We start from the raw sequence: 16,083 nt of genomic DNA on the forward strand, positions 1-16,083 counted from the left end.
GAGAGGCCTGAAATCAAGCGCAGCTTGATTTCAGGGTGAGGGGGAGCCTCCGCGTACTCAACTGTCACCGTCCCCGAGGAGACTCCCCCTCACCCCACCCTCTCCCCGCAAGCGGGGCGAGGGAGTGAAACGCCGGTGCCCGCCTAACCCAGCACCGTCTTGCCGTTCTTGATCACGGTGACGCCGCGCAACTTCACCTTGGCTTCGAACGAGATCACGTTGCCGTCCTTCCAGAGGTCCATGGTCACGGTCTCGCCGGGATAGACCGGGGAAGAGAACCGCGCGACGTGCTGGCGGAAAGCGCTTGCATCGTAGTCGGCATAGGTCTGCAGCACGCCGCGGCAGGTGATGCCGTAGGTGCACATGCCGTGCAGGATCGGGCGCGGGAAGCCGGCCTTCTTGGCGAACTCGGGATCGGAGTGCAGCGGGTTGCGGTCGCCGCAGAGGCGGTAGACCAGCGCCTGGTCCGGGCGCGTCGTGATGTCGATGGTCTTGTCGGGCGAACGCGACGGGATCCTGTGCGGATCGGGCTGGGTCAGGTTCGGCCCGCCGAAGCCGCCATCGCCACGGGCGAAGCGCGAGGCAACCAGCGTTGCCAGCTTCTCGCCCTTCTCGTTCTTCAGCACGGTCTGGTGGCTGATGACGACGCCCTTGTCCTTGCCCTTGTCGTAGACCTCGAGCACGGAGGAGTCGGCGGTGATGTGGGCGGCCACCGGCAGCGGCTGGTGGAAGGTGATGTCGCGTTCGCCGTCCACCACCATGACGCGGTTGAGGTTCATCTCGCCCGGCCCCGAGCCCCACGCGGCAACGGACGCGAAGGTCGGCACCACCTTGAGCGGCCGCGGCGTCAGTGTGCCCTCGTTGACGAAGGCGAGCTCGTTCTCGTCCATGGGATCAGCGCCGAGGCCGATGCCGTAGGCGTAGAGCATGACCTCGCGGTCGGTGTAGGCATATTTCTGGCCGAGGTTTTTCAGGCCTTTGAGCTCTTCGTATCTGGCGGACATTTTTCTGGTTTCCTCCCGGCATTCGTCTCAGCGAGCAGCGGCGCTCGTTAATGTGCCCTCTCCCCTTGTGGGAGAGGGCCGCGAGAGCCGTGCGGCAAACTCGTTTGGGTGAGGGGTTGCTTCCGCATCGAAAGCTCTCTCCGCGGAGACACACCCCTCATCCGGCGCTTCGCGCCACCTTCTCCCACAAGGGGAGAAGGAAGAATTCGTAGGATGGGTAGAGCGCAGCGAAACCCATCATTGTTTGCGTCGGTGGGTTTCGCTTCGCTCTACCCACCCTACGCAGCGTTGCCCTACACCGGCGTGAAGAACGGCAGCGGCGCGCCATCCGTCGGCTTGAACACCACCTTCACCTTCTGGCCGATCTTGAGCTTCTCGAGATCGCAGTCGACGAAGTTGGTCTGCACCGAGGGCCCCTCCTTCAGCGTGACGTAGCCGATCGCATAGGGACCAGTCGGCGATTTCCGCATCAGGCTGTAGGTGTAGATCGTGCCCTCGCCCGAAGCCTCCTCCCACACCGTCTTGTCGGAGTAGCAGAACGGACAGATCGAGCGCGGGAAGTAATGCGCTTCGCCGCAGGCGGTGCAGCGCTTGATCATGAACTTGCCCTCTTTCGCCGCATCCCAGAATGCTGCGGTCTCGGGGTTCGTCACCGGGGCCGGATATTTTTTCGCTTCGCTCATCACACGCGCTCCAGAATGGCCGTCGAGGCGGCGTGGCGGACGCCGAGCAAACCGCCGGTGCCGTGGGCGATGGCGAGATCGCAATTCTTGACCTGCACCTTCGGATGCGCCTCGCCGCGCAGCTGCCGCACGGCCTCGAGGATCTTGGTCATGCCGCCGCGATTGACGGGATGGTTGCTGCAGAGGCCGCCGCCGTCCGTGTTGAACGGCAGCTTGCCGACGCCCGAGATCAGATTGCCGTCGGCGACGAACTTGCCGCCCTCGCCCTTCTTGCAAAAGCCGAGGTCTTCGAGCTGCATCAGCACCGTAATGGTGAAGCTGTCATAGATGGAAGCGTATTTGATGTCCTTCGGCGTGATGCCGGCTTCCTCGAACGCGCGCGGGCCGGACCAGATGCCGGCGGAGTAAGTCAGATCGAGATCCTTGCCGCCACGCGGGCCCTTCATGGCTTCGCCATGGCCGATCAGGCGCACGAGAGGCTTCTTCAGGCTCTTCGCGATCTCCGGCGTCGTCACGATCAGCGCGCCGCCGCCGTCGGAGACGACGCAGCAATCCATGCGATGCAGGGGATCGGAGATCATCGGCGAGTTCAGCACGTCCTCGACGGTGACGACGTCCTTGAGCATCGCATGCGGATTGTATTGCGCGTGATGGGAGGCTGCGACCTTGATCCAGGCGAGCTGCTCGCTCGTGGTGCCATAGTCGTGCATGTGACGCATGGCACACATGCCATAGGCATTGTGCGTGGTCGCACCGTACGCGGACTCGAAATCGATTTCGGCGCCGGCCGCGCGCGGCGGCATCGCGCCGGTGCGCGGCTTGCCCGCGAGCGTAACCAGCGCGATCGAGCATTTTCCGGCCGCGATCGCCTCGGCAGCGTGCCCAAGATGGATGATGTAGGAGCAGCCGCCGGTCTCGGTGGAGTCGACGTGGCGAAGCTTCTTGGTGTTCAGGCCGAGATAATCGACCATCGGCCAGGCGCCGCCGGGCGCATCGCCCGCGCAGAAATAGCCGTCGACGTCGTCCTTGCTGATCCCGGCGTCCTCGATCGCGCCCTTGGCGACCTCGGCGTGGAGCTGGGCGGTGGATTTGTCCGGCGCATGCCGGGTCGGGTGTTCGTAGATCCCGGCAATGTAGGCCTTGCCCTTGATGGTCAAAACAGAGGTCTCCGCTCGCGTTTCTTCTTGGCTCTTTTTTCTGAACCGCGGATGCCCTGTTGGCAAGCGCGGAAATATTCCGTCGCGCGAGAGGGCAGCGGGTGGGCGCAAGGGGGGTGATGCTCTCGTGTCCCGGACGCGCTGCAACGCCTCAGCATTGCTGCGCAGAGCCGGGACCCATGCGGCCGCGTCCTCGTTGCGAAATGGGCCCCGGCTCTGCAGCGCATCACTACGTGCTGCGCGGCGTCCGGGGCACGAGACTTTGCCTTGCAGGCACACCCCCGCCTCCTCGCGGCACGATCGCCCGAGCTTTGCGTCCGTCTTGCTCCCTCCGAAAACAGAAGGCGCAGGGAAGACCGGGTGCCGGCTGGGCACCCACGGTCCGCTGTGCGCGAATGCGCGAAGAACAGATGCACAGCGGCATACAGGTGCGGCCAAACATCCGGCCTTCCCTGCGCAGTGGCTTTACGGCTTATGTCGCGCTCTCCCCGGGGAGCGATGCACTATTGCCCCCGTCGCCTTGCGAGTGATCGCAAGACTTGACGCACAGACCCCGGGCGTCAGGACCACACGATTTTGCCGTACGCGAGACCGCGCCCGTCGTGCACGCGTGTGCGTGCGACGCAGCCCGCGTCCACCGCCGCTCACCCCGCGTTTCGTGACGATCGCGATACGCCCCTCTGACTGGGATGAGGTGACGGACCGATACGACAATTCCGAATTTCGGTAAAGTGGAATATTTTCGTTCGCGGGAATTGACCCGCGCGTGGGTGTTTTGCCCAACGGGCAACGCAAGGGATGGTGTCGTAGGGTGGGCAAAGCGAAGCGTGCCCACGTCTTCTTCGTAATCAATGGCAGGTGGTGGGCACGGCGCGTTGCGCCTTTGCCCACTTTACGGGACCGCCTTATTCCGCTGCGATTTGCCGCGGCGCGGATGGCGGGCTCGCCAGATCCGCGGCGAGCTGGGCGTAGCGGGCCTTGGCGTCCTGAATCGCCTTCTCCTTCACCGGGCCGTAGCCGCGGATGCGGTCGGGCAGCGAGAGCAACTCGACCGCCGTGTCGATCGTGACGGGCGACAGCAGGCCGAGCACGGTGGCGACGTCTTTCTCGTAGCCGGCGATCAGGTCGCGTTCGAGCTTGCGGTCAGCGCTGCGGCCGAAGATGTCGAGCGGGGTGCCGCGCAGGAATTTGAATTTTGCCAGCACGCGGAAGACGTTCAGCATCCACGGGCCGAAGGCGCGCTTCTTGGGTCGACCGAGCGCATCGACACCGCGGCTAAGGATCGGCGGGGCGAGGTTGAAGCTGAATTTGAAGTCACCCTCGAACTGGTCGCGGAGCTGCTGCTCGAAGGCGCCGTCGGTGAAGAGGCGCGCGACTTCATATTCGTCCTTGTAGGCCAGGAGCTTGGCGTAGTTCACCGCGACCGCGCGCGGCAGCGCATCGCCATAACCGCCCTGCCTGGCGGCATCGCGAACCCGATCGATCAGCTTGCGATAGCGCTTGGCGAGACGGGTGTTCTGGTAAGCGATGAGATGCTTGGCGCGATGCTCGATGACCTCGTCGAGCGTCATGGCGTCCAGCGTCTTCGGCGCAACCACCTCATCCGTCCCCTTCAGCATGTCAGCAAGACGCTTGGGGTCCGCGACCGCGAGACGGCCGAGGCGGAAGGCTTCCTTGTTCATCTTGATCGAGACGCCGTTGACCTCGATGGCCTGCTCGATCGCCTCGGCCGACAGCGGGAACAGCCCCTTCTGATAGGCATAGCCCATCATCATCATGTTGGTGGCGATGCTGTCGCCGAGCAACTGCTCGGCCGGCTTGGTGAAGTCGAAGAAGACGGAGTCCTTGTGCAAAGCCGTCTCCAGCACCGCATTGAGCTTGCGGGTCTGGAAGTTGAAGTCGCGGTTGAGGATGAAGTCGGCGGTGGGAATGACGTGGCTGTTGATGACGCCGCGGGTGCGGCTGGAGTCGCAGAGCGAGATGGTGTCCTTGGCGACCGCGACCACTTCATCGGCGGCAAGTACGAGATCGGCCGTGCCGGTGACGATGCGCGAGCAGGTCACCTCGGCCGGATGATCGGACAGGCGGACATGGCTGAGCACCGCCCCGCCCTTCTGCGCCAGGCCCGACATGTCCAAAATCATCGAGGCCTTGCCCTCGATGTGCGCGGCCATGCCGAGCAGCGCGCCGATGGTGAGCACGCCGGTGCCACCGACGCCGCCGACTGCGATGTTATAGGGCTTGTCGAGCGACGGGCGCGATGCCGGCTCGGGCAGCTCTCCGATCTCGACGAGTTCGGCCGGCGCGCGGTGGCGCGGCGCGCCACCGTCGATGGTGACGAAGGACGGACAGAACCCCTTCAGGCAGGAATAGTCCTTGTTGCAGGACGACTGGTTGATGGCGCGCTTGCGGCCGAACTCGGTCTCCAGCGGCTCGACCGAGATGCAGTTCGACTGCACCGAGCAGTCGCCGCAGCCTTCGCAGACCGCCGGGTTGATCATGACGCGGCGCGCCGGATCCTCCATCAGGCCGCGCTTGCGGCGGCGGCGCTTCTCGGCCGCGCAGGTCTGCACGAACACGATGGCCGACGTGCCCTTGTATTCGCGGCACATCTTCATGACGTTCTGGAGCTCGTCGCGGTGATATTTCTTCACGCCCGGCGCGATGCTATCGGCCGGATAAGCGTCCGGATTTTCCGAGACGAGATAAATCTCGCTGATGCCCTCGGCATGAAGCTGGGCCATGATCTTCTGCGGCGAAAGATCGCCGTCATGGCGCTGGCCGCCGGTCATCGCGACGGCGTCGTTGTAGAGGATCTTGTAGGTGATGTTCGCCTTGGAGGCGATCGCCTGGCGGATCGCCAGGATGCCGGAGTGGAAATAAGTGCCGTCGCCGAGATTGGCGAAGATGTGGTTCTCGTTGGTGAAGGGCGCGATGCCGACCCACGGCACGCCCTCGCCGCCCATATGGGTAAAGGTCTCGGTCGAGCGGTCCATCCACAGCGCCATGAAATGGCAGCCGATGCCGGCGAGCGCGCGGCTGCCTTCGGGCACTTTGGTGGATGTGTTGTGGGGACAGCCGGAGCAGAAATACGGGACGCGGGAGACAGGCGCGACCGCCTGCATCTGGGTGGCCTGACGGCCGTTGAACCAGTCGGCCTTGGCGCGGAGCATCTCCGCGATCTCGGGATTGAGATTAAGTCGGAGAAGTCGCTCGGTCAGCGAGGTCGCAAGCGAGGCGACGCTGAGCTCGGCGGCGAAGGTGAGGAAACGCTTGTCGTGCTCGTCCATCTTGCCGACGATGCGCGGGCGGACGTCGTCGCGCCAGTTGAACAGCTCCTGCTTGACCTGGTTCTCGACGATCTCGCGCCGTTCCTCGACGATGAATATCTCTTCGAGCCCGACCGCGAACTGGCGCACGCCTTCCGGCTCCAGCGGCCAGGGCATGCCGATCTTGTAGAGACGGAGACCAATCTTGGCGGCGACCTCCTCGGTGATCCCGAGCTCGCGCAGCGCCTGGCGGACATCCTCGTAGCTCTTGCCTGAGGCCATGATGCCGAAGCGCGCGTTCGGCGAATCCATGGTGATGCGGTTGACCTTGTTGGCGCGCGCAAAGGCGATCGCGGCAAAGCCCTTGTAGTCCTGCAGACGACGGTCCTGCTCGAAGCGGTCGTCGGGCCAGCGCAGATTGAGGCCGCCGGGCGGCAGCTCGAAATCGGTGGGGATGATGAAGGGCTTCATCTCGTCGGTGAGGTCGATCTCGGCGGTGGTCTCCACCGTCTCCGTGATCACCTTCATGCCGACCCAGCAGCCGGAGTACCGCGACATCGCGATGCCGAGCAGGCCCATCTCGATCATCTCGTGGATGCTCGAAGGATAGAGATAGGGCATCAGCGCCGAGATGAAGGCGTGGTCGGACTGATGCGGGACGGTCGAGGATTTTGCGCCGTGGTCGTCGCCGGCAAGGCACAGCACGCCGCCGTGCTTGGCGGAGCCCGCGGCATTGCCGTGGCGGAACACGTCGCCGCAGCGGTCGACGCCGGGGCCCTTGCCGTACCAGATGCCGACCACGCCGTCGTATTTGGCGCCGGGCGAGAGGTTGAGCTGCTGCGAGCCCCAGATCGCGGTCGCGGCAAGGTCCTCGTTCACGCCTGGCTGGAACTTGATGTTGTACTGCTCGAGATGTTTTCGCGCGGCGAACAGCTGCTGGTCGTAGCCACCGAGCGGCGAGCCGCGATATCCGGAGATGAAACCCGCGGTGTTGAGGCCGTTGGCGCGGTCGCGCCGAATCTGCGCCATCGGCAGGCGGACCAGGGCCTGGATGCCCGTGGTGAAGACGTGTCCGGTATCTTGCGTGTATTTTTGATCGAGACTGATCGGACCCTGGTTGATGCCCATTCTTGTCCTCATCCGCCCTTTTGAGCGTTTGGCTGCCTAAGCCGTTGCCTGCCCGTCGTTTTTAGCTAGGGCGCGCCGACCACCGCCGCCACTCTATGTCGGATATTTAACGCGGCGCATCACAAATCTGGACCAAAGGGAGCGCCGGGTAAAAATCGCAATTTCGTGGCTGCAAAGGCATCGGGCATTTTCAATTTGTGTCACCATACCCCCGCCGTCGCGAAATGAATTGACGCTCCCTTCACGCCGGTGAGGTCGATTGGTCGCAGGAGAGGCTTTCGATGCGGACGATTCTGGCTGGCTTGGCTCTTGCGGGTTTGGCGTTGTGCAGTGCGGTTGGAAGCGCGGCCCGTGCCGCCGAACCATCGCCGGAGTTGATCGCCTATGGCAAGACGCTGGTCGAGGCCGGCGACTGCGCGGGCTGCCACACCGCCGATCCGGCAAGGCCGTTCGCGGGCGGAAAGCGCATCGACACACCCTTCGGCGCGATCTATGCGCCGAACCTGACGCCCGACCGCGACACCGGAATCGGCGCCTGGGCGGATGCCGATTTCACCCGGGCCCTGCGCTACGGCATCGCGCCGGACGGATCGAACTACTATCCGGCCTTCCCCTACCCTTACTTCACGCGGATGACGAAGGACGACACGCTGGCGATCCGCGCCTATCTTGGCTCGCTCGCCCCGGTCGTGAGCCGCAACAAGCCGCCGGAGTTGCGCTGGCCGTTCGGCTACCGCGGCCTGATGCGGATCTGGAATGCCATGTATTTCAAGCCCGGCCTGTTCGAGCCGGACCAGAACCAGAGTGCGGCGTGGAATCGCGGGGGCTATCTCGTCACCGGCCTCGGCCATTGCGGCGCCTGCCACACGCCAAAGAACTATTTTGGCGCCGACAAGCAGGCGCAGGCATTTTCGGGCAACGAGCTCGACGGCTGGTACGCGCCAAGACTCGATGGCGCCGCGCGCACCGGGCTGAAATCCTGGAGCGAGGCGGACATCGCGGAGTATCTGCAAAGCGGACGCAACGCGAGGAGTCATGCCGGCGGTCCGATGGCCGAGGTGATCGTCAAATCCACGGCGAAGATGAGTGATGCCGATGTTCGCGCGATCGCGCTGTATCTGAAAAGCCTGCCGCCGGCGCGGCGCGAGACGATCGTGACGCCGCCCGACGATGCCGAGATGAAGGCCGGCCAGGCGGTCTACGCAAAGCTCTGCATCGCCTGCCACGAAGCCGACGGCTCCGGCGCACCGCGGATCTATCCGCCGCTGCCGGGCAATGCGCTGCTGCAATCGGTCAACCCGTCCTCGACCTTGCGCATCATGCTCGATGGCGCCTACACCGTGACGACGCCGCGCGCGCCGAACACCGGCGAGATGCCGGGCTATGCCAAGACATTGACCAACGGCGAGATCGCCGCGGTGACGAACTACATCCGCAATTCCTGGGGCAACGCCGCGCCGCTGGTAACGCCGGCGCAGGTGGCGAAGGCAAGGAAGCAGCCGTGAGAGACGACCGCGCACCGCAATGACGGTGCGCCCCCTCGCCCCGTTCTTACGGGGCCGCGACGAGCTTCGCTCGCGCTGAGAGGGTTGGGGTGAGGGGCTGTCTCCGCAATCACGGTGAGAGAAGGACTCGCGGAGACTCCCCCTCACCCGGAATTTTGCTTTCGCAAATTCCGGCCTCTCCCCGCAGGCGGGGAGAGGCGAAAAAAGCCCTACCTCTCCTCGTCTCCCGTGAACACGAATTTCGGCATCTCCCATTTGTAGCGCACCGCGAGCAGGCGGAAGCTGATGCCGAGGACGAAGGTCAGGATGGTCCAGAGCTCCGCGTTGAGCTTGAGGCCGAACGCGGTCGCATAGAACAGCCCCGTCACCACCGAGACGCTGGCATAGAGCTCGGAGCGGAACAGCAGCGGCACGTCGTTGCAGAGCACGTCGCGGAGCACGCCGCCGGCACAGCCCGTCACCATGCCGGAGACGATGACGATGGGCAGCGTCGCATCCATCTGCCAGGCAACGTCGCAGCCGGTCATGGTGAAGACGACGAGACCGATGGCATCGAGCACGATGAAGGCGACCTTCAGCCGGTGCACGAGACGCGCGATCAGGATGGTGACGAAGGCGGCGCCGCCGGCGAGCGCGAGATAGATGGGGTTGGCGACCCAGGCCAGCGGATAATGTCCGAGGAAGAGATCGCGCAGCGTGCCGCCGCCGAGCGCGGTGATGCAGCCGAGGAAACAGACGCCTAGCCAATCCATGCTGCGCCTGCCCGCAGCGAGCGCAGCCGTCACCCCCTGCGCGGCCACCGCGACCAGCGACAGGAAATGCAGCACGCTATCGGTCGGTGGCAGGCTCCACATCGCCCTGTTCCCTCCCTCGCGCAATGGAACTCACGCGCGGGGTTCCCGGCGAAACAGGTTCCCGATTCCCGAGGCGAAGGCAACATGCGACGGAATCACAGAGGGGGCGGAACGGAATCTCGCACCTGAGGGTTGTCCCGGCGTCATAACCGAGGAGACCAATCGATGGCTGACGACCGTTTTCCCAACGATCCGTATCGCCCGAACCTCGCCGACGATGAGTATCTTCGCGCGGCACGCCGGGATGCCGACCTTCAGGCCGATCCCGAGCTTGGCGAAGGCCCTGCCTCCAGCGGCAGGATCGCGCTGTTTGCCGTGGCCGTCGCCCTGGTGCTCGGCGCCGTGTTCTACGGCCTGAACAACACCACCACGGGCAACCAGGCGAGCAACGAGCCGGCGTCGCGGACGGCTCAGCAGACGGCACCGGCCAATCCGGCCGCGCCTCCCGGCATGCGCGACGTGACGCCGCGCAGCAACACCGAGCCGGGCACGACCACGGGTGCCGCGCCGAGCAAGCCGGCACCGGATACGCAGAAGCCGTCTGACGGCGCGAAGTGACAGTCACAAGGTAGCTGTCGTCGCCCGGCTTGACCGGGCGACCCAGTATCCCACCAGCGGCGCAGCTTGAATCGAGAAGCCGCCGCGTACTGGATGCCCCGCCTGCGCGGGGCATGACACCGAGGGGATGAGAGAGCGGCGGGACATGACATCCCGTCGCTCTTCGTTTGTCTCGCTGCGCCCTAGCCAAACATCTTGTTGAGCTCGCCGCCGGGATAGCCGCTGCCAAGCTCTGTGAACGTTCCCTTCTCCGCCATCTCCTTCGCGGCGCGCATGAAGCCGCCCCAGGCGGCGCGGGCGAGCGAGCCGCCGACGCTGATGCGACGCACGCCGAGATCTTCGGCTTCCCGCAGCGACAGGCCGGAGCCGCCGATCAACAAGTTGAACGGCTTCGGGTGCACCGCTTTCACCACCGCGGCGATGTCCTCACGGCTCTTCAGGCCCGGCGCGTAGAGGCAATCGGCACCGGCATCCGCGTAAGCCGTGAGCCGGTCGATGACGAGCTTGAGATCGGTCACGCCCCAGAGATACGCTTCGCAGCGGCCGACCAGCAGCGTGCCGCTGTCGCCGATCGCCTTGCGCGAGGCCTTGATGCGCTCGACCGCGAGCGCGCGGTCGTAGAGCGGCTTGTCCTTGTCGCCGGTGGAATCCTCGATCGACAGGCCGGCGACGCCGGTGCGCACACAGCGCTCGACATTGTCGGCGACCTTGTCCGGCTCGACCGCAAAGCCGCCCTCGAAATCGGCGTTCACGGGGATGTCGACGGCCGAGCTCAATGCTGCCAGATGCTGACAGACGTCCTCGACGGTGACGTGGTTGTCCGCCTTGCCGATGGTCCAGGCAAAGCCCGCGCTCGATGACGCGATCGCCTTGAAACCGAGATGCTGCAACGCCTTGGCGCTGCCGACGTCGACCGGATTGGGCAGGATGAAGCAGCCGCTCTCGTGCATCTTCTTGAACGTCGCGCGCTTGTCAGCGGTCGTCACGTGCATGTTTCTCTCCCTTGTTGGCCGCGCAGACATAGGCACGCTTCATCGGACGCGCTAGTGCGCGTCGTGCACCGCGCGGCTGTCCTTCGGTGCCTCCTCGCGATCATTCATGCCGTAGTCGCGGATGACGCTGGCGATGCGCAAGCGATAATCGGCGAAGATCTGCGCCCTGCCCCTGGCCTGGGTGCGGCGGTGCTCCATGGTGTTGCGCCAGGCCTGGACGGCCGCCTCATCCCGCCAGAACGACACCGACAGGATCTTGCCCTTCTCGGTCAGGCTCTCGAAACGCTCGACCGAGATGAAGCCGTCGATGGTTTGCAGGAGCGGCTTCAGATCGGCTGCGAGGTCGAAATAGGTCTGGCGGTGTTCCGGCTTGGGCCAGACCTCGAAGATCACGGCGATCATGGGCGTCTCCTCTTACGTTCTTATGTGAGCATGATCTCCTTCGGAAAACCGCGTTGCACTTTGCGCTAACGCGGCCCTTCGGGTCCGGATCATGCTGGCGTGGCCTACAATACCACCTTGCGCAGGAAGGTGCGCTCTTCCGCGAGGATGAATTTGTGTTCCTCGGCGAAGTGAAAGTTCGCCATACCCTCCCCATCCTGGCGCAGGCGCGCGCGATAGGCCTCATAGGCGGCGAGGCTCTCGAAGGTGATCAGCGCAAAGGCGATGTTGTTGGTGCCCTCGTGCGGCATGAAATAGCCGATCAGGTCGCCGCCGCATTTCGGGATGATGGTGAGCCAGCGCTTCGAATACTCCTCGAACTGCGCGCGCTTGAAGGGATCGAGCTGGTAGCGGATGAAGACTGTGACGGACATGATGGGCTCCTGATTGGTCGTTGCAGCGGGCAAAGCACCACCATCGCCGCTGAAGCTTCTCGATTGCTTCGCTGCGCTCGCAATGACGTGTTTGCAGAGGCACGCTACGCGCTTGCCCGACCACAATGCTTCGGTTACCATCGAAGCATGAAATCAGGACCCGACATCGCCATGGTCGCTTCGCTGGTCGGCGACCCCGCCCGCGCCAACATGCTCACGGCGCTGATGAACGGCCGCGCGCTGACCGCGAGCGAGCTGGCGCAGGAGGCCGGCATCACGCCGCAGACCGCGAGCTCACATCTATCGAAGCTCGAGGCCGGCGGACTGGTGGAGCCGGAGAAGCAGGGCCGCCACCGCTACTACCGCCTCACCGACGACGACGTCGCCGGCGTGCTCGAGGGCCTCGCCGGCCTTGCGGCGCGCACCGGCCACATGCGCGTGCGCACTGGACCGAAGGATCCGGCGCTGCGGCGCGCGCGGATCTGCTACGACCATCTCGCCGGCGATCTCGGCGTGCAGATGCTCGACTCCTTGCGCGAGCGGCATCTGGTCAGGCAGAAGAAGCAGGAGATCGAGCTGACCGCCGAGGGCGAGCGTTTTCTCGCCAAGCACCTGCAGATCTCGCCCGACATGCTCAGCCACCCGCGCCGCCCGATCTGCAAGGCCTGCCTCGACTGGAGCGAGCGGCGTCATCATCTCGCCGGCACGTTAGGGGCCGCCATGATGCAACGCTTTGCCGAGCTGAAATGGGCCGCGCGCGATCCAACGCCCGGCAGCCGCGTCGTGAATTTCACCCGCACCGGCGAGAAGCAGTTTGCCGCGCTGTTCGGCAACGGGAAGGATTAGTCACGCAAACGTCGTGAAATCACACGTTTGCGTGTGAACTCTTTCTCTCGTCATGACCGGGCTTGACCCGGCCATCCATCGCTTTAAGCGCACTGTCGTTCCGGGGCGATGCGAAGCATCGAACCCGGAATCTCGAGATTTCGGGTTCGGTCCTGCGGACCGCCCCGGAATGACGGCTCCAAACAAGAGACTCCAAATGATCCGCCTCCTCCCGGCCGCGCTCGCCGCCGCCCTCCTTGCTTCCCCGCTCACCTCTGCCCACGCCGCCGAGACCGCGCCGCGCGAGCCCTATGGCATCGCGCTGGAAGGCTTTGCCTATCCCTATCCCGTGCACCTGCTCCCCGTCGTCAATGACGGCGAGCAGCTCAGCATGGCCTATATGGACGTCGCTCCCGAGCGGCCGAACGGCCGCACCGTGGTGCTGCTGCACGGGCGCAATTTTCCGTCGAGCTATTGGGTGCCTGTCATCAAGATGCTGAGCGAGGCGGGCTATCGCGTCGTGGTGCCGGACCAGATCGGCTTCGGCAAATCCTCCAAGCCTGTGGGCGAGCTGCATTTCGACAATCTGGCGCGCAACACCATCGCGCTGCTCGATCATCTCAAGATCGACAAAACCGAGATCGTCGCGCATTCGCTCGGCGGCATGCTGGGCGTGCGCATCGCCCGCGCCTATCCCGACCGTGTCGCCCATCTGGTGCTGACCGCTCCGATCGGACTCGAAGACTACCGCCTCTACGTGCCGCCGACGCCGACCGAGAAGATCATCGAGACCGAGGACAAGCTCACCGCCGACGGCTATCGCAAGCAGCTGCAGACCAACTACGCGATCAAGCTGCCGGGCGATGCGATCACGCCTTTCATCGACGCCCGCTTCAACATCAAGGGCAGCCCCGACTATCCGCGCTGGCTTCGCGCCTTCGTCAGTTCCGGCCAGATGATCTATCGCGAGCCGGTCGCGCACGAGATCCCGCTGATCGCGCTGCCCACGCTGTTCATCATGGGCGCCGACGACCACAACGCGCCGGGCCGGCCGCTCGCGCCGGAAGCGCTGCGCGCAAAGATGGGGCAGAACGCCGAGCTCGCGAAGCAGCTCGCCGCGAAGATGCCGAACGCGCGGGCCGAGGTGATCCCCGACACCGGGCATCTCGTCTTCCTGGAGGCGCCGGAGAAGTATCGCGAGCTGGTGCTGGGCTTTCTCGGCCGCTAGCGACGGCTGAGTGTCGCCTGAGGCAGGATGCGGGGAACGTTCATGCCGCATTCAGGTCATGATTGGCAGGTTTGGATCGCGACGTGTCGGCATGTTGCAAGTTTAACGTGTCGAATCGTGTCTTTTGATTCATTGTGCGGCACAAGCGCCGTGTCCTCCAAGAATCTGCCCCAAACAATCTGCCCCAAGGACGAGAAGGAAGATCAAATGAAATATCTCTTCGCCGCGGCCATGCTCGCGAGCGCGGTCGTCGGTTTCAGCGAGGCGGCCAGCGCCGCCGGCGGTTGCGGCCCGGGCTGGTACCCCGGCCGCTATGGCGGCTGCCGCCCGATGCGCGGTGCGGTCGTTGTGCGCCCCGCCCCCGTCGTGGTCGCCCCCGCGCCGGTCGTTGTCGTGCCGCGCGCCCGCGTGTGCCCCTATGGTTTCCGCTGGTACGCCGGCCGCTGCCGTCCGTTCTGATCTCGTCTTTTCGCATTTACAAAGTGGCCGCGCGGCGAAAGCCTGCGCGGCCGTTTCTTTTGAAGACCTCCAAACAGGCCATCGGCGGGGTCATGCAACAGCCACGAATCAAAACGGGGACCGCGATCGCGATCCCCGCCCAAAGCCTGGCTGGCGCGAAGCTTACCAGTGGCGGCGATGCCAGCGCCGGCGGCGCCAACCCCAGTGACGGCGGCGCCAGCCCCAATGATGGCCACGGCCGTGCCAGTGCACCTGTTCAGGCTTCAGCTGCGCGGCTTCCTCGCTGGTGGTGACGGCGGGATGAGCGTCGGGATTGCCTTCCGGCATGCGCGACGGACCGCCGACCGGCTGCGGTGACAAGGGCGCTGCCTGCGCGGTCGCGGCGAAGGCGGCGGCGCCCGCCGTCATCCCCAATGCAAGTTTCAAAAAGTTCCGGCGCTCCATGACATGTCCTCTGGGCTATCGCGCTAGTGATGCGGAGGAAGTGTCGCGGACACGACATGAACCAAAGCTGAATCGCGCATTCAGATTCGTTGCGAAGTGGACAGCTTCGTAACCAGCATGAGCGTAGCGACATGCGGTTGCAGTCGCGCCGGTCAAGGGAAGTTGCGATCGTTGAGTGGGTCAGCCTCGCGGATGCGCGAAGCGCAGCTGTCGTAGGGTGGGCAAAGCGAAGCGTGCCCACCACTCCTGCGCCGGCCAAAAGATGGTGGGCACGGCGCAAGAGCACCTTTGCCCACCCTACGATATCTGCCCGTGGAGAAAAAACATCGTCCGCTGTCGGAACGCCCGCCCCTCATTCGTCCTATGCTTAAGACAGCATGGAGGCCCCACATGCCCGACCTCACCCTCACCACCTTCGACTGGGTTCCCGAAATGCCGCGCGGCCTCGTGCGCGACCTTCGCGTGCGCTGGGCGCTGGAAGAAGCGTCCCTGCCCTATCGCGTCGCGAGCACGCCGTTCGACGACCGCGGCGCCGCGCACCTTGCGCACCAGCCGTTCGGTCAGGTGCCGTGGCTGACCGACGGCGACCTCTCGATCTTCGAGAGCGGCGCGATCCTGCTGCATCTCGGCGCGCTCAGCGCGAAGCTGATGCCATCAGATCCGCGCGGCCGCAGCGAGGCGACAAAATGGGTGTTCGCCGCGCTCAATTCGGTGGAGATGGCCAGCCTGCCATGGGCGCTCTTCAAATTCACCGGCAAGGACGACGGCTCGCCTGCCGTGAAGTTCGTCGAGGACTTCCTAAAACTCCGTCTCAAGCGCATGGAGACGGTGCTGGCGGAGCGTGAATGGCTGGCAGGCCCCTTCTCCGTCGCCGACATCCTGATGGCGGACGTGCTGCGTCCCGTCGATCGTTTCGAGGGATTGACGGAGCATCCGGCCTGCCGTGCCTATCTCGCGCGCGCCACGGCCCGCCCGGCCTTCGCCAAGGCCCACGCCGATCAGATGGCGCATTTCGCCGCGGCGGATGCGGCGCGCTCGTAGCGTGGATTAGCGACTTGTCCGCCGAAGCTCGAAGAGCGAAGGCGGAAGCGCAATCCGCCAATGTCCGCCTCAACAAAATTGGTGGGTTACGCTTCGCTAAACCCACCCTACGCGCTCAACC

15 protein-coding genes are annotated in these 16,083 nt (G+C 64.8%); 6 read left to right on the forward strand and 9 right to left on the reverse strand.

Annotated features, from left to right (window positions below; genetic code table 11):
• Positions 1–143 precede the first annotated feature (143 nt).
• The 4 genes from JQ592_RS30275 to JQ592_RS30290 form a co-directional block, all read right to left on the reverse strand.
• Positions 144–1,004 (reverse strand): MaoC family dehydratase, encoded by an 861-nt coding sequence (locus JQ592_RS30275; protein WP_211406427.1) that lies wholly within the window; start codon positions 1,002–1,004, stop codon positions 144–146.
• Between the two features lie 293 nt (positions 1,005–1,297).
• On the reverse strand, positions 1,298–1,687 hold the full coding sequence (locus JQ592_RS30280) for a Zn-ribbon domain-containing OB-fold protein (protein ID WP_211406428.1): 390 nt from the start codon (positions 1,685–1,687) through the stop codon (positions 1,298–1,300).
• Positions 1,687–2,844: a thiolase domain-containing protein gene (locus JQ592_RS30285; protein WP_211406429.1), complete on the reverse strand. Its 1,158-nt coding sequence runs from the start codon at positions 2,842–2,844 to the stop codon at positions 1,687–1,689. The genes JQ592_RS30280 and JQ592_RS30285 overlap by 1 nt, the downstream gene beginning before the upstream one ends.
• A 905-nt stretch (positions 2,845–3,749) precedes the next feature.
• Positions 3,750–7,241 carry an indolepyruvate ferredoxin oxidoreductase family protein gene (locus JQ592_RS30290; protein WP_211406430.1) on the reverse strand — a complete coding sequence of 1,164 codons (3,492 nt, stop codon included), beginning with the start codon at positions 7,239–7,241 and terminating at the stop codon, positions 3,750–3,752.
• Between the two features lie 281 nt (positions 7,242–7,522).
• On the opposite strand from JQ592_RS30290, the gene JQ592_RS30295 reads away from it, so the two are divergent.
• Positions 7,523–8,746: a cytochrome c gene (locus JQ592_RS30295; RefSeq protein ID WP_211406431.1), complete on the forward strand. Its 1,224-nt coding sequence runs from the start codon at positions 7,523–7,525 to the stop codon at positions 8,744–8,746.
• 209 nt (positions 8,747–8,955) lie between these two features.
• On the opposite strand, the gene JQ592_RS30300 is transcribed toward JQ592_RS30295, so the two are convergent.
• Positions 8,956–9,600, reverse strand: a complete 645-nt coding sequence (locus tag JQ592_RS30300) for a trimeric intracellular cation channel family protein (RefSeq protein ID WP_211406432.1) — start codon at positions 9,598–9,600, stop codon at positions 8,956–8,958.
• A 165-nt stretch (positions 9,601–9,765) separates the two neighbouring features.
• Between JQ592_RS30300 and JQ592_RS30305 the strand changes: the two genes are divergently transcribed.
• Complete coding sequence (locus tag JQ592_RS30305; RefSeq protein ID WP_211406433.1) at positions 9,766–10,158, forward strand: hypothetical protein; 393 nt, start codon at positions 9,766–9,768, stop codon at positions 10,156–10,158.
• A gap of 182 nt (positions 10,159–10,340) precedes the next feature.
• Here the strand turns inward: JQ592_RS30305 and JQ592_RS30310 are convergent, their stop codons facing one another.
• The 3 genes from JQ592_RS30310 to JQ592_RS30320 all read right to left on the reverse strand — a co-directional run bounded on the left by JQ592_RS30310 (position 10,341) and on the right by JQ592_RS30320 (position 11,965).
• Complete coding sequence (locus JQ592_RS30310; protein ID WP_211406434.1) at positions 10,341–11,150, reverse strand: isocitrate lyase/PEP mutase family protein; 810 nt, start codon at positions 11,148–11,150, stop codon at positions 10,341–10,343.
• A gap of 51 nt (positions 11,151–11,201) precedes the next feature.
• Positions 11,202–11,552, reverse strand: coding sequence for an antibiotic biosynthesis monooxygenase family protein (locus tag JQ592_RS30315; protein ID WP_211406435.1), 351 nt, complete (start codon positions 11,550–11,552; stop codon positions 11,202–11,204).
• A 104-nt stretch (positions 11,553–11,656) separates the two neighbouring features.
• Complete coding sequence (locus JQ592_RS30320) at positions 11,657–11,965, reverse strand: NIPSNAP family protein (protein ID WP_211406436.1); 309 nt, start codon at positions 11,963–11,965, stop codon at positions 11,657–11,659.
• Between the two features lie 147 nt (positions 11,966–12,112).
• Here JQ592_RS30320 and JQ592_RS30325 point away from each other — a divergent pair, with 147 nt between their 5' ends.
• From JQ592_RS30325 to JQ592_RS30335, 3 genes are all read left to right on the forward strand, one after another.
• Complete coding sequence (locus tag JQ592_RS30325) at positions 12,113–12,811, forward strand: metalloregulator ArsR/SmtB family transcription factor (protein ID WP_211406437.1); 699 nt, start codon at positions 12,113–12,115, stop codon at positions 12,809–12,811.
• Between the two features lie 196 nt (positions 12,812–13,007).
• Entirely contained in the window at positions 13,008–14,018 is a 1,011-nt protein-coding gene (locus JQ592_RS30330; RefSeq protein WP_211406438.1) for an alpha/beta fold hydrolase, read from the forward strand.
• Between the two features lie 207 nt (positions 14,019–14,225).
• Positions 14,226–14,477, forward strand: a complete 252-nt coding sequence (locus JQ592_RS30335; RefSeq protein ID WP_211406439.1) for a GCG_CRPN prefix-to-repeats domain-containing protein — start codon at positions 14,226–14,228, stop codon at positions 14,475–14,477.
• Positions 14,478–14,639: 162 nt separating this feature from the next.
• Here JQ592_RS30335 and JQ592_RS30340 read toward each other — a convergent pair whose 3' ends face one another.
• On the reverse strand, positions 14,640–14,921 hold the full coding sequence (locus JQ592_RS30340; RefSeq protein WP_211406440.1) for a twin-arginine translocation signal domain-containing protein: 282 nt from the start codon (positions 14,919–14,921) through the stop codon (positions 14,640–14,642).
• 390 nt (positions 14,922–15,311) lie between these two features.
• Here JQ592_RS30340 and JQ592_RS30345 point away from each other — a divergent pair, with 390 nt between their 5' ends.
• A complete protein-coding gene (locus tag JQ592_RS30345; RefSeq protein ID WP_211406441.1) occupies positions 15,312–15,962 on the forward strand; it encodes a glutathione S-transferase family protein in 651 nt (216 codons plus the stop codon).
• Positions 15,963–16,083: the final 121 nt, after the last annotated feature.

The organism is Bradyrhizobium iriomotense (genome assembly GCF_018129405.1).
Classification (GTDB): domain Bacteria; phylum Pseudomonadota; class Alphaproteobacteria; order Rhizobiales; family Xanthobacteraceae; genus Bradyrhizobium; species Bradyrhizobium iriomotense_B.